This is a genomic window from Castellaniella sp. WN (assembly GCF_054457555.1).
In genome coordinates this window covers 837,573-852,013 of the sequence record NZ_JBTKZC010000001.1, presented here as the reverse complement: position 1 = coordinate 852,013, position 14,441 = coordinate 837,573, and the positions used below count along the sequence as shown (strand labels likewise).

Genomic DNA, 14,441 nt, shown 5'->3' with positions numbered 1-14,441 from the left:
TAGGCATTCATTCCACTTGAGCGCGCGCCCGTTCCCAGAGCGCCTCCGAGGCAGCTTGCGCGTCGGCCAGGATGCGATCCTGATCGGCCTTGAGCGCCCGTCCGTTCTCGACGACGATGTCGCCATCGACGATGACCATGGCGACGTCGCGGCCCTGACCTGTGTGCACGACATTGCCCAGGACGTCGAGGCAAGGCACCAGGTGAGGCCGCCGCATGTCCAGGCAGACCAGGTCGGCGCATTTGCCAGTCTCGAGGCTGCCCAACCGGTCCTCCAGGCCCATGGCGTGCGCGCCGTTGATCGTCGCCATTTCCAGGACGTCCTCGGGCTGCCAGTCGTCTTCGATCCTTCCGGCCTGGATGCGCGCCATGCACAGCGCCCAGCGCATCACTTCGATCATGTCGGCGTGCATGTTGTCGGTGCCCAGTGTCAGATTCGCGCCGGCCTGCCGCAGGGCCCGGGTGGGGGCGATGCGCCCGCCGGTCGCATTGCCCTTGGGGATGTGCGCCAGGTTGATGCGAGCGGCGCCTGCGCGCCGGATGTCGTCGTCGCTCAGATACATGCCATGGGCCGCGACCAGGCGTTCGTTGAGCAGGCCGACGGAGTCGAGCAGTTCGCAAGGACTGCAGCCGTCGCGCTCCTGGATGCGGCGGTTCTCGAGCAGGCTTTGGGACAGGTGCGTCGAGACGCGCATGCCGTGGCGCGTGGCGCAGTCGGCGACCTGGCGCAACAGTTCGCGCGAGCAGGTGTCCGGGGCGTGCGGCGTGAGCTGCACGCCGGTGCGGCCGCCGAACCGGTTGCCCCAGCGTTCGTGCAGGCGGACGGCTTCGTCCAGAGTGCGTTCGCCGATGGCCGGGTCGTGCCGCCAGTCGCCCAGGTGGACCCGGGAGAAATCCACGTCGTGAACCCGGCCGCAGGTGTAGACGCGCAGCCCCAGATCGGCCATCGCGGGCAGGGTCAGGTCGGCGTGGACGTAGCTGTCATTGATGAGGGTCGAGCCGAAAAGCAGTGCTTCCAGCGCGCCCAGCCGCGCCAGCGCCACCGCTTCCTCTTCCATGACTTCGTGGCCGTGCGGCACGCCCGGTGTGTAGGCGGGCGCAAAGCCCATGTCCTCGGCCACGCCTCGAACCATGGTCAGGATCGTGTGCGTGTGCACGTTGACGAATCCCGGGACGATCACGTGGTCGTCGAGATCGAGCGTGCGTCGCGCGGGAGGCAGGACGGGCAGGGCGGCCCTGGCGTCGAGCAGGACGATGGACGATCCGGCGATGCCGATCACACCGTCCTCGATTACTCGGCGTGCGCCATCCCCTGTGACGACGGTGGCGCCCGTCAACAGCAGATCCAGATTCGGATGATTCACAGGTGGTCTCCTTAGAATCCGAGCGCCCGGGGCAGCATGGTGACGATGTCGGGGAAAATGACGCACAGTGCCAGCACGATGAATTGCAGGATGACGAAGGGCATCGATTCAATGACGATGGCGCCCATGGGTGTCCGTGTAATGCCGCTCATGACGAAGAACAGCACGCCGACCGGCGGAGTCATCATGCCGACCACCAGGTTGTACATGAACAGGAAGCCGAACCAGATCGGGTCGATGCCGAAATTGACGGCGATGGGCGCGAACAGCGGCACCAGCATGATGTACGCGGCATTGGACTCCATGAACATACCGACGAGCACCAGCAGCGCCATCGTGATCCAGATGAACACCATCGGGTCGGAGGTCAGGGACAGGACCCAGTCCGCAAGCTGTTGGGGCACCATGTCGATGGTCAGCACGAAGGTCACTGTCGAGGCGAAGGCGATCAGCGCCCCCACCATCGAGGCGGAAACGGCGGAGCGGAACAGGATGCCGGGAATGTCCGAGAGCTTGAGCTTGCGCGTCACCAGAAAGCCGATGAGCAGGGAATAAACCACGGCGATGGCGGCGCCTTCGGTGGCGGTGAAGATGCCGCCGATGATGCCGCCGACCACGATGATCGGCATCAGGATGATGATGTAGGCCCGTTTGAATTGCACCCATGCGTTCCTGACATTGAAGGCCTCGCCGGTCAGCGGATACTTGCGGCGCCAGGAGATCCAGCTCGCCAGTCCCATGAATCCCGCCGCCAGGATCAGGCCCGGCACGATGCCGGCCATGAACAGGCCGCCCACCGAAACGGTGGATCCGGCCATCAAGGCGTAGACGATCATGGCGTTCGAGGGCGGGATCACCGGCCCGAGGTTGGCCGCCGAGGCGATCACCGCGCAGTTGTATCCATCGGGATAATGTTTGCGCAACGCGGGCACCAGGGCGCTGCCCAGCGCGCTGGCGCTGGCGACCGCCGCGCCGGTGACCGAGGCCAGGATCGTTCCTGCAATGATCGTGACGTTGGCCAGGCCGCCGTGCACCCGGCCCACGAGGCTGTTGGCGAAGGTGACCAGCCGATCCATCATGTCGGCCTTGACCATGAGTTCGCCGGCCAGCATGAATAGCGGAATCGCCATCAGGGGGAAGCTGTCCATCGCATGCAGCATGCGTTGCGCCAGCACGACCAGTTCGAAGTCGGCTTGGTAGAGGACGGCGAGCGAAGCGAAACCCAGGGCGAACGCCAGCGGCATGCCCAGGAGCGCGAAGATGCAGAAGACGACAATCGCAATGGTGGTCATAGCATCAGGTCTCCCCAGGCTTTTGAGCCGAAACAGGTGTGGATCAGGAGATGCAGTGTCGAATGCCCGACGCACCACAGCACGCTGAGGTAATAGATCGCCGCGGTGATCGGCAGGGTCGGCATGAGTTCCTGCCACTTGTCCGCCGTGGCGATCCAGGCGGCATAGAACGTGGCGGCCATCAGCACTACGCCAGCCGCCGACACCAGGCGGAACAGCCGTTCGCGCATGGCCGGGCTGAAGGCGTATAGGAACAGGTCGATGCCGACGTGCACGGAGTACTTCACGCCCTGGGGGATGGCGAGGAACATCGCCCAGATGAAGAACAGGCGTGACAGTTCATCGGCCGAATCGATCGACGAGCCCAGCACGTAGCGCCAGAAGACCTGCAGCGACACCATGGCGGCCATGGTGGCCATGGTCGCCATGATCATCACCGCCGATATCCGGTCGAGAATCCCGGTCATTGACAGGATGCGCCGCTGCAGGCTGCCAGGGCCCGCCGGGGGGCCGCCCGCGGACTGCGGAGCGTGCGACGTGCCCGCGCTCATTTGGCGGTACCCTCGGCGACGACCAGATCGACGAACTTGGGATCCACTCGCGTGCGCAGCAGGTCGACCACCGAGGCCGTGGCTTTGCGCAGTTCTTCGCGCGTCTCGGGGGTGATCGCGGTGAATTGCATGCCGCCCTTGATCAACTGCTCGCGCCAGTGCGCGTCCAGCTTTTCCGCTTCGGTGCGCTGCCATTGCATGGCCTTGGCCATGGCGTCGCGGATGGCCTGCTGCTGTTCCGCGGGCAGGCGCTCGAACTGGCGCTTGTTGGCGACCACGTTGATGTAATCGAAGAAATGCGCAGTGTCCGAGAGGTATTTCTGGACTTCGCTGAAGCGGCGGGTCGCGATGATGTTGTATGGATTTTCCTGGCCATCGAGCACGCCTTGCTGCAGGGCGGAGTAGACCTCCTTGACGTCCATCGATACAGGGTTGGCGCCCAGGGCCTTGAAGGTCGCCAGGTGCACTTCATTGGGCTGTAGGCGGAATTTCAGGCCCGCGAAATCCTTGGCCGATGTCAGGGGGCGGACGTTGTTGGTGGCATGCCGGAAACCCAGTTCGCCGGTGCCCAGCACGATGAAGCCCTTGTCCGCCATTTTTTTGTCGAGCTGCTTGCCGGCTTCGCCGTCCATGACGCGGAATGCGGCGGCCCGCGAATCGAACAGGAAGGGCAGGCTGACCGCCTCGAACTCGGGCACGATGCGCGTGTAGTAGGCGATCGAACTGACCGATGCGAAGACCGTGCCGGAACGGACCTGGTCGACGTTTTCCATGGCCCCGCCCAGCTGCATGTCGGGGAAGAGAGCGATCTTCAGTTCACCGTTGGTGGCGCGTTCGACTTCGGTCTTGAACAGCGTCATCGCCTGACTGGCGGTGTGGTCGGAGGGGAAGTTGCTGGCGATGCGCAGGGTCTGCGGCGCAGCCTGCGCCTGTGGCGCAATGACGGTCAGCGCGGCGGCCAGACACAGGGCCGGCGGCATGAAGATACAGCGGGGGATGCGGAATGACATGGCGTTCTCCTTGTAGCCCTGGGGGGCGTCCCGGCACTGCGTCGCTGATGCCGGATGAGGGGCCCCAGTGATTGGTCGGGCCATTCTAATGCTGTATTCAATAAAGTATTCATCATCGTTTACACCTATGCAGCCAATATGTACAGTTTGTGTATACCAATTTTATTATTATAAATCATATGGTTAAAATGAAAAATAGATGAAGGATTTCATTTTTTAATAGAACAAAACTATGAATCCTGCCGGAGAAAACGATTTTTGAATTGCTTTGTGTTCAGTTCTGTATGCATTTTTTGAGGAAACAGTACAACAAATGCTATAATTTCCAGAATTCATCGTCTGGATAGACTGACGCCATCATGTCGAAACGTCGGCCCATGCCGCCCGAGGCGCACACCGCGGACGAAATCTATCAAAAGATCTACATCGCGGTCCTCGAACATCGGCTTCGGCCCGGCACCAAGCTGGTCGAGGGCAGACTGGCCACGATCTTCGGATGCAGCCGCACGCGGGTCAGGGAAGCCCTGGCCAGGCTGGCGCACGAAATGGTGGTCGAGCAGATCGCGCAAAAGGGCGCATTCATCGCACAGCCTTCCATCGAGCAGGCGCGCAGTGTGTTCGAGATGCGCCGCGTCCTGGAGCCCGCGATCATCCAGCGGCTCATCCAGACGCTGGTTCCGGAAAAAATCCAGCGCCTGCGCGAGCACCAGCACCTGGAGGTCGACGCGCGTCGGCGCGGAGACAAGCCGAGCGTCATCCGTCTGACGGGCGAGTTCCATCAACTCCTGGCGGAACTGGCGGGAAGCGATGTGATGGCCCGCAGCATGCGCCAGTTGTCTGTACTGACGTGTCTGACCATTTTCCTGTACGACGCGCCCATGGCCACCAGTTGCCGCGCCGACGAGCATTCGGGCATCATCGACGCCATCGAGGCGGGCGATGTCGCGCGGGCCCGGACGCTGGTGCTCAAGCATCTGGAGCATATCGAGGCCAGCCTGCGGCTGGAGGAGACGATGGAAGACATCGACCTCGAATCGATCTTCGAGCAGTAGGACCGGCCCTCGATCCGATGCTCTCGCATCTCGGCGCGGGAACAGAAACCCGCCGGCTCGAGGGGCCCGGGATGGTAACCTGAACTCCTGACATAAAAACAGCAACGACCCGGGAGGGCTCCCCTATGCGACATCTTCTTTCGCGCTTCGCGCTGGCGGCGCTGGTCCTGTGCGGGCCCATTTCCGCCTCGGCCCTGTCGGTCACGCGGTTTTCCCCCGAGGGCATGATGGCCCGGATCGCCCGGGTGCAGGCGGATTTCGACGGGCCCGCCGTGGCGCTGGGCGACAGCGGGGCGGCCGATCCGTTCCTGATCGTCTGCGACGACGACGCGGCCAAGGGCTCGGGCCGCTGGACCGATCCGCAACACTGGGTCTATGTCTTCGACATGCCGCTGGCAGGGGCTGTGTCGTGCCAGGCGCGGCTCAATCCGGATTTTCGCGATCTGCAGGGCCAGCCGCTGGCCGGCGACGCGCGCCGCTTCGCCACCGGCGGGCCGCGCGCCCGGCTGGTCCGTCCCTGGGGCCGCACCATCGCGGAGGACCAGGTCTTCGTGCTGCGCTTCAATGCGGCTCCGGATACGCGGTCTCTGCTGCAGCACAGCTATTGCGAGGTCGAGGGTCTGGGCGAGGCCGTGCCGACGCGCCTGGTGACGGGGGTGGACCGCGCGCGGATCCTTAAGGTGGTCACGGGTTCCGACGAAACGGATGCCTGGGATGATGCCCGCCTGTTGCAATGCAAGCGTCTGCTGCCGCCGAAGGCGCGGGTGCGACTGGTGGTGGAGGCCGGCGTGCGCTCCGCGGGGCAGGCGGGAGGGCCGGGCGTGCCGTCCGCGGTCGGGCTGGCGGAGGACTTCGAGGTCCGCACCGCGTTCAACGCGGTCATGAGCTGCACGCGCACGAATGCGCAGGCGCCATGTTCGCCGCTGTTTCCCATCCTCGTGGCTTTCTCCAGGCCCGTTCCCCGGGACCTGGCGGCACGCGTCGCGCTGGATACCCCGCAGGGGCCGCGCGTGGCGCGGCAGTTCGGTCCCGATGGCGAAGATCCGTCGGGCGACACGATCGAGACTCTGCAATTCGATCCTCCTTTCGAGGAGCGGTCGACCTTGACGCTGACGCTGCCCGATGCGCTGCGCGACGATATGGGATTGCCGCTGGCCAATGCGGACCGCTTTCCCCTGACGATCCGGATGGACGCCATGCCGCCGTTGGCGAAGTTCGCCTCCGGCGAGTTCGGCATTGTGGAACGTTTCGCCGAGGGCGCGCCGGGCCAGGATCGGCCCGCCCTGGCGCCGCTGGCCCTGCGCCGGGTGGAGCCGCAGCTGCAGACCCGGGATCTCGTCCTCTCCGCCGGCCAGGTGAGCGACCAGGTGATCACGGACGACGTCCAGGCCCTGCAATGGTATGCCCGGGTGAGGAATCTCCAGGAAGGCTCGCTCACAGCCGGCCAGTTCGCCGACCGGCTGGCGCTGCGCGCGCCGCGCGAGGCACGGGAAGGCGAACCCGACATCGACGTGCGCTCGCGGTCCGTGTTCGGTCCCAAGGACGCGGTCCGGACGCTGACGCTGCCCGGGGTCCGGGATGCGGAGGGCCAGGACATCGAGATGGTCGGCATTCCCCTGGACGAGCCCGGCCTGCACGTGCTGGAAGTCGCCTCGCCCCGGTTGGGGGCCGCGCTGCTGAAGCGCGAAGGCTCGGCGGCGGACGAGCAGGTCATGCATGTACGTTCGGCGGTGCTGGTGACGAACCTTGCAGTCCACCTGAAGACCGGACGCGACGACACCCTGGTCTGGGTGACGACGCTGGATCAGGGCCGGCCGGTCGCGGGCGCCCGGGTCGTGGTGCTCGATTGCGACGGACGGCGCCTGCTGGACGGGAACACCGACGCGCAAGGGATATGGCATGCGGACACGCCCGTGCCGACGGATGGATATTGCGAAGGCACGGGGCAGTCTGGCGTGTTCGTCACGGCGCGCATCGCCGCCGATCATCCCCAGGCCCATGGACAGGCGGATTTTTCCTTCGCCTGGTCGAGCTGGGACCGGGGGATCGAACCCTGGCGCTTCAATGTGCCGGCCAGCCGGTCCCGGGAGCCCGATCTGGTGGCCCACGCGGTGCTGGATCGCACACTGTTTCGGGTGGGGGAAACGGTCTCCATGAAGTTGTTCCTGCGCCGCCTGGGCCGCGACGGGGTGGAAAACCTGCCCGCCGATCGCCTGCCCGCGCAGGTGCGCCTGACGCACGACGGCTCGGGCGATGCCGAAACGCTGGCGCTGGACTGGAAGACCAACCCCGGCGGGGGACAGTACGCCCTGCTGGATTACACGATCCCGCGCAAGGCCCATCTGGGCACCTACTCGATCGAACTGCAGCCGTCGGCGGGCCAGTCGGACGATGACTGGACCCCCTGGCTGCATGCCGGCGATTTCCGGGTCGAGTCCTTCAAGCTGCCGTTGCTGACGGGTTCGCTGAAAATCGCGGGGGATGATGCGCAGGCCGGCGGGTCGCTGGTGGCACCGAAGTCGGTGCGGGCCGATCTGCAGCTGTCCTGGATTTCGGGCGGACCGGCGCGCGACCTGCCCGCCACGCTGTCGGCGGTGGCGCGGCCCTTGACGCCCAGCTTCGCCGAATACGACGATTTCAGTTTCGGCGTGCGGGGGGCCGACGAGGGTGACGCGGATGCAGAGGATCCGGAATCCGCCGGCGCCGCGTCCGCCGGCTTGCGGCGGCTGATCCTGGATCGGCGCGCGCTGCGACTGGACGGGCAGGGCGGGGCTCGGGTGAATCTGGCGGACCTGCCGCGCCCGTCCGAGCCTCAATCCTGGCTGTTCGAGGCCTCCTTCGCCGATCCCTCCGGCGAGATCCAGACGCTGGCCCAGACGGCGCAGGTCTGGCCCTCGGCCGTCGTGGTCGGCCTGCGGACGGGCCACTGGATGGCGCGCGGGGAAAAGTCCGGCGTCACGCTGTTGGTGCTGGATACGGCCGGACGGCCGCAGGCCGGCGTGCCGGTCCAGCTGGACGGCCGCGTGCGCACGACCTATAGCACCCGCAAGCGACTGGTGGGCGGGTTCTACGCCTACGATTCCCATGAGCAGGTCGCCTCCCTGGGCACGCTGTGCCAGGGGAACACCGATGCGAAGGGCCAGCTGGAATGCCCCGTCAGCCTGGATCGGGATGGCCGGATCGAATTGTTCGCCCAGGCCCGGGATGCGCAATCGCGCGTGTCGCGCGTCTCGACCTCGATCTGGGTGTGGGGGGACGAGGCCTGGTTCGGCGAGGGCAATGACGACCGCATCGACGTGATCCCTGCCAAGGCCGACTACAAACCCGGCGAGACCGCCGAGTTCACGGTGCGCATGCCATTCCGCCAGGCGCGCGCGCTGGTGGCGGTGGAGCGCGAGGGCGTGCTGGAGACGCACGTGGTCGATCTGGACGGCGACGAGCCCGTCGTGCGCCTGCCCGTGCAGGCCGGCTGGGGGCCGAACGTTTATGTCTCGGTGCTGGCCGTGCGCGGCCGGATCCGCCAGGTGCCCTGGTCATCGTTCTTCGATTGGGGCTGGCGCCATCCGCTGGACTGGATGGACGCGCGCGCCGCACGTTCCGACGATGCGCCGGAACCCACCGGCCTGGTCGACCTGGCCAAGCCGGCATTCCGCTTCGGCCTAGCGAGTATCCGGGTCCAGAGCGAGGCCGACCGTCTGCAGGTCAAGGTCGAGGCCGATCGCGACACCTACCAGGTACGCCAGCGCGCCAAGGTCCGCATCCAGGCGACCCTGCCCGACGGCAAGCCGGCCGCCGGGGCCGGTGTGGCCTTCGCCGCCGTGGACGAGGCCCTGCTGGAATTGCGCGACAACGCCAGCTGGGATCTGCTGCGGGCCATGCGCGTGGAGCGCGACTATGGCGTGGAGACCGCCACTGGCCAGGGCGAGGTCGTCGGCCGCCGCCACTATGGCCGCAAGGCAGTGGCGGCGGGCGGTGGCGGCGGTTTCAACGCCACGCGGGAACTGTTCGACACGCGCCTGCTGTGGCGTGGCGACCTGACGCTGGACGCACAGGGCCAGGCCACGCTGGAAGTGCCGCTGAATGATTCCCTGACGCGCTTTCGTCTGGTGGCCGTGGTCGATCAGGGCCAGGGGTTGTTCGGGACGGGCCACACCGACATTGTCAGCACTCAGGACCTGCAGGTGGTGTCTGGGCTGCCCCAGGTAGCGCGCGAAGGCGATCGCTACGAGGCCCGGGCGACGGTGCGCAACCGCACGGACCGGCCGATGGCGCTGGCGCTGTCGGCCGGGGTGGCCGCGGCGGATGGACCCGAGCGGGCCTTGCCCGGGCAGGCGCTGCAGCTCGAACCGGGCGCGGCGCGGACCGTGGCCTGGCCGGTGACGGCGCCGACCCTGTCGGGCCGGTCGGAAATCGAGACGCTGAACTGGCGCTTCGAGGCGCGGACCACCGGGGGCGAGGCGGCGTCCGATCGGATCGCGGTTGCCCAGACGCTGCTGCCCGCCGTGCCGGTGACGGTGCGCCAGGCCACGCTGCTGCAGATCACGGACGGGGTGCCGCAACAGGTGCCGGTGGATGCTTCGGCGCGGGCGCTGCCCGATGCGGCCGGCGTGCCGCGGGGCGGCGTCCGGGTCAGCCTGCAGTCCAGCCTGGCGGGCTCTCTGCCGGGCGTGCGCGCCTGGCTGGACGCCTATCCCTATACTTGCGTCGAGCAGCTCAGCGCCAAGGCGCTGGGGCGTCGGGATCCGGCCGCGTGGCGGGTGCTGATGAGGCGCCTGCCCGACTACCAGACCGAGTCCGGCCTGCTGTCATATTTCCCGGGTGGACGCGGCAGCGTGGTCCTGACGGCGCATCTGCTGGAGCTCGCCGCGCGGGCGCAGGCCCCGGACGCGGCCTACGGCCTGCCCGGCGAGACGCGCGAGGGCATGCTGGCCGCCTTGCAGGACTATGTGTTCGGCCGCTTGACCGAGGATGGCTGGGCGCCCGTGCGGGACGATTTCTGGCGCAAGTTGATCGCCGTCGACGCGCTGGCGCTGGCCGGCGCCTGGCAGCCCGGCATGCTGGACAGCTTCGCGCTGGAGGTCGACGACTGGCCGACGGCCGCCGTGGTGACCTGGCTGTCGATCCTGCGGCACGTGCCGGACCTGCCCGACCGCGAAGCCCTGTCGGCCCGGGCCGAGGCCGTGCTGCGCGCCCGCCTGTCCCGGCATGGAACTTCACTGGTGCTGGCCGACGAGACGGTGGATTCGGGCTGGTGGCTGATGAGCAATCCCGCCACCGCCCAGGCCCGCCTGCTGATGACGGTGCTGGATCGGCCCGGCTGGCGGGCGGACCTGCCGCGCCTGCTGACCGGTTTGCTGTCGATGCAGCGCGACGGCGCCTGGTCCACGACCGCGGCCAATGTCCTGGGCACCCTGGCGGTGGACCAGTTCGCGCGCAAGATGGAAACCCATGCGGGCGAGGGTGCGGTGCGCGTGGTACTGCCGCCGGGCGAGCCGACCACGCTGCGCTGGGCCGACATGCCCCAGGCCGACGGCGTCCGCCACCAGTCCCTGGACCTGCCCTGGCCGCGGGCGAGCAAGGGCGCGCTGGAAATCGTCCAGCAAGGGCAGGGCGGCGGCTGGGCCACGGTCGCGGCGCGCGCCGCCGTGCCGTTGGCGCAGGCCGTGGATGCCGGGCTGAAGGTCGAACGCACGGTGACGCCAGTGTCCAGGGCGCAGGCCGACCGCTGGTCGGTGGGCGACGTCTATCGCGTGCGCCTGCGTGTCCGTGCCCGGGAGGCCCTGGTCTGGTCCGTGATCAGCGATCCGGTGCCGGCGGGGGCCTCCGTCCTGGGCGGCGGGCTGGGGCGGGATTCCAGTCTGGCAACGTCGGGCGAGAGCCAGGACGACTGGAACCAGCCCAGTTTCGTCGAGCGTGACGCCGGCGTGTTCCGGGCCTACTACGAGGTCATGGAGCCGGGCGAGCGGACGCTGGAATACACGGTGCGGTTGAACGTGCCGGGAGATTACCAGTTGCCGCCGACGCGCGCCGAGGCCTTGTATCAGCCGGATGTGTTCGGCGAGACACCCAATACGCCTCTGCGTGTGGAGCCCCAGCCCTGATGGCCTTCGCGGGCCGACGTCAGCGGGCCGTCAGGCTGATACTGGCCTTGACGCTGGGCTCGAGCCTGCTGGCCCCGCAGTCCCGGGCGCAGGCGCATGATGCGGTCTTTCCGCCGGACTATGCGGCCGTCCGGGCGGACTGGCACCCCTCGGACGCGCGGCTGCTGGCCTCGGACGGGCGGGAATTGCAGCGGCTGCGCATTGATTTTTCGGGTCGGCGCGGCGACTGGCTGCCCTTGGCCGAGGTCTCGGTCGCTTTGCAGCGGGCCGTGGTGATGTCCGAGGACCGTCGCTTCTACGAGCATGGCGGGGTGGATTGGCTGGCGAGCGCTTCGGCGGCCTGGTCGTCCGCCTGGGGCGGTGGCGTCCGGCGGGGCGCCTCGACCCTGAGCATGCAGCTGGCGGCCCTGCTGGACCCCGCGCTGCGTCGCGGGCCGGGCGGGCGCGGCGTCCTGCAGAAGCTCGATCAGATGCAGGCGGCCCGGGCGCTCGAAGCCCGCTGGACCAAATCCGAGATTCTGGAAGCCTATCTGAATCTGGCGGCCTGGCGTGGCGAACTGGTCGGGGTCGACGCCTTGTCGCGCGTGCTGTTCCAGAAGCATGCCTCGGGCCTGACCTTCCGCGAAGCCGCTCTGGCCGCCGTGCTGCTGCGCGGGCCGAACGCGCCGGTTCCGGCACTGGTCCAGCGCGGCTGCGCCCTGCTGCGCGAATTGGGCCGGCCGGATGAATGCCGGGGCCTGCGGGACTTCACGCAGGCGGCCCTGTCGCGCGCCCGCGAGGCGCGCTTCGATGCGCCGGCGCTGGCGCCGCACTGGGCACGGCTGTTATGGGAGGCCGGCCTGGCCGACGCGCGGGGCGAGATCCGTTCCACGCTGGATCGCGGTGCGCAGGAGGCGGCGGTGCGTTCCGTGCGCCGGCGCCTGGGCGAATTGCGCGGCACGGGGGTGACCGACGCCGCCGTGGTGGTGCTCGACAACCGCAGTGGCGCGGTGCTGGCCTACGTGGGCTCGTCCGGTGCGTTGTCCGAGGCCGCCGACGTCGATCATGCACGCGCCACCCGCCAGGCGGGTTCGACCTTGAAGCCGTTCCTGTACGGTCTGGCGCTGGACCAGCGGCGCTTGACGGCCGCCTCGCTGCTGGACGACAGCCCGGTCGGACTGGACGGGGGCGGAGGGCTCTACGTGCCGGACAATTACGATCATCGTTTCGGCGGCTGGGTCAGCGCGCGCACGGCGCTGGCGTCCTCCCTGAACGTGCCGGCCGTGCGCACGCTGATGCTGGTCGGGCCCGATGCGCTGGCCGGCCGCCTGGTCGACCTGGGCCTGCCCCTGACCCGGGGCGGGGACTACTACGGCTACAGCCTGGCGCTGGGATCGGCCGATGTGACGCTGCTGTCCCTCGTCAACGCCTACCGGGCGCTGGCGCGCGGGGGCGACTACGCGCCCGTGAACCTGAGGGCGCGGCCTGGGGCGGTGACCCAGGCGGGGACCCGGCTGTACTCGTCCGAGGCCGCCTGGATCATCGGCGACATGCTGGCCGACCGAACCGCGCGTGCCCGGACTTTCGGTCTGGACAGTCCGCTGACCACGCGTTTCTGGACGGCGGTGAAGACTGGCACCAGCCGCGACATGCGTGACAACTGGTGCGTGGGCTGGTCGGCCGACTACACGGTGGGCGTCTGGGTGGGCAACAGCGCCGGGGACAGCATGCGCAAGGTGTCGGGCGTCAGCGGCGCCGGCCCCGTCTGGCACGACGTGTTCGACTGGCTCTACCGGAACCATGTGCCGTCGCCGCCGCCCCGGCCGCCGGGCGTCACGGAGCAGGTCGTGGCCTTTGGCGGAGGATTGGAGCCCGTGCGCGCCGAGTATTTCCTGGGGGACACGGCCCAGGCCCGGTTCGCGCCGCCGGATGAGCAGGACTATCCAGGCCGGCCGCGCATCGCCGAGCCCGTGGACGGCACGATCCTGGCCCTGGATCCCGACATCCCCTGGGACCGCCAGCGCTTGCGCCTGCGGGCGGTGGATGCCCGTTCGCGGCCGGTGGCCGACGCGCGCTGGTTCCTGGACGGCGCGTCCTACGGCGGGGGGCGGGGTCCGGCGCCGGACTGGGCGCCCCATCCGGGCGCGCACGTCTTCGAACTGCGCGACGCGCGAGGTGCGGTGCTGGACCGGGTCCGGGTCATCGTCCGTGGCTGGCGGTTCGCCATCGGCGCCGCGGATCCGGGGAGCGAGGCCGGCCGGGACGATGGCACCGGTTCCGGGAACCATCCTGATGCGCAGGGTAAACATTGATCACGACGAAATATGCCATCATGGGTTATTGGACAGGACGAAAAGGAGGCGAGGAATGCGCGATCGGCGGTTTGGATGCAGCAAACCATGGATGACGGCCCTGGCGGGGGCGATGCTGGCGGTTCTGGCCGGCTGTCAGTCCGTGCCCGACGCGAAAGGCGGGACGGACAGGGCGGCCGCCCCTTCCTCCGCCGCCACGTCGGCGCAGGCGTCCGGCTCCCGGCATGCCATCACCGAAAACCGTCAGGCCCTGGACCTGCGCGTGTTTCTGGCCGACACCCGGCCCCGGTCCGACTGGACGCCGGTTCCCCTGAAGCCGTCCGGCATGCTGTACGTGCGGCCGACGGCGGTCATCGGACGCAGCGACCTGATCGGCATCCAGTCGGCGACCGACCAGAAGGGCGAGGGTATCCTGGTGCTGATCCTGGGTGACGAGGGGCTGCGCAAGATGCGCGAGGCGACAGCGGCGAACCCCGGCCTGCGCCTGGCCCTGGTCGTGGGTCATACCATGCTGGCCGCGCCGGGCTATGCCGCGCCGATCAGCCAGCAGCAACTCGCTTTCGGCGTGGGCTCGGCGCGCAATGCCGAACTCGCCGCGCGTTCGGTCGCCGGCGTCGATCCGGCGCCGCCGTCCGCCGGGGGATTCTGAGGTTCCCGCGTGCGGTTCCTGAACATCCAGGCCGCCGTCGCGCCATATCCCGTGCGCGCCGGGCGGAGGCTGGGTTCGTTCGCGGGCCGTGCCGCGTTGTTTTTTCAGCGCGGAGGGCGAGGCGCCGCAAGT

8 protein-coding genes are annotated in these 14,441 nt (G+C 68.3%); 4 read left to right on the top strand and 4 right to left on the bottom strand.

What is annotated here, in order from left to right:
• Window positions 1-7 precede the first annotated feature (7 nt).
• Genes ACTPOE_RS03855 through ACTPOE_RS03840 form a run of 4 tightly spaced genes read right to left on the bottom strand, consistent with a single transcriptional unit; the run spans window position 8 to window position 4,216 of the window.
• Window positions 8-1,363 carry an amidohydrolase family protein gene (locus tag ACTPOE_RS03855; RefSeq protein WP_458870900.1) on the bottom strand — a complete coding sequence of 452 codons (1,356 nt, stop codon included), beginning with the start codon at window positions 1,361-1,363 and terminating at the stop codon, window positions 8-10.
• 11 nt (window positions 1,364-1,374) lie between these two features.
• Complete coding sequence (locus ACTPOE_RS03850) at window positions 1,375-2,655, bottom strand: TRAP transporter large permease (protein WP_458870899.1); 1,281 nt, start codon at window positions 2,653-2,655, stop codon at window positions 1,375-1,377.
• Window positions 2,652-3,206, bottom strand: a complete 555-nt coding sequence (locus ACTPOE_RS03845; protein WP_458870898.1) for a TRAP transporter small permease — start codon at window positions 3,204-3,206, stop codon at window positions 2,652-2,654. The genes ACTPOE_RS03850 and ACTPOE_RS03845 overlap by 4 nt, the downstream gene beginning before the upstream one ends.
• Window positions 3,203-4,216, bottom strand: coding sequence for a TRAP transporter substrate-binding protein (locus ACTPOE_RS03840; RefSeq protein WP_458870897.1), 1,014 nt, complete (start codon window positions 4,214-4,216; stop codon window positions 3,203-3,205). The genes ACTPOE_RS03845 and ACTPOE_RS03840 overlap by 4 nt, the downstream gene beginning before the upstream one ends.
• Window positions 4,217-4,575: 359 nt before the next feature.
• Here ACTPOE_RS03840 and ACTPOE_RS03835 point away from each other — a divergent pair, with 359 nt between their 5' ends.
• The 4 genes from ACTPOE_RS03835 (at window position 4,576) to ACTPOE_RS03820 (ending at window position 14,309) form a co-directional block, all read left to right on the top strand.
• Window positions 4,576-5,268: a GntR family transcriptional regulator gene (locus ACTPOE_RS03835; protein ID WP_458870896.1), complete on the top strand. Its 693-nt coding sequence runs from the start codon at window positions 4,576-4,578 to the stop codon at window positions 5,266-5,268.
• Between the two features lie 125 nt (window positions 5,269-5,393).
• Window positions 5,394-11,369 (top strand): alpha-2-macroglobulin family protein, encoded by a 5,976-nt coding sequence (locus tag ACTPOE_RS03830; protein WP_458870894.1) that lies wholly within the window; start codon window positions 5,394-5,396, stop codon window positions 11,367-11,369.
• A complete protein-coding gene (pbpC, locus tag ACTPOE_RS03825; RefSeq protein ID WP_458870893.1) occupies window positions 11,369-13,660 on the top strand; it encodes a penicillin-binding protein 1C in 2,292 nt (763 codons plus the stop codon). The genes ACTPOE_RS03830 and pbpC overlap by 1 nt, the downstream gene beginning before the upstream one ends.
• A 91-nt stretch (window positions 13,661-13,751) precedes the next feature.
• Window positions 13,752-14,309: a hypothetical protein gene (locus ACTPOE_RS03820; protein ID WP_458870892.1), complete on the top strand. Its 558-nt coding sequence runs from the start codon at window positions 13,752-13,754 to the stop codon at window positions 14,307-14,309.
• The last annotated feature ends 132 nt before the right edge of the window (window positions 14,310-14,441 follow it).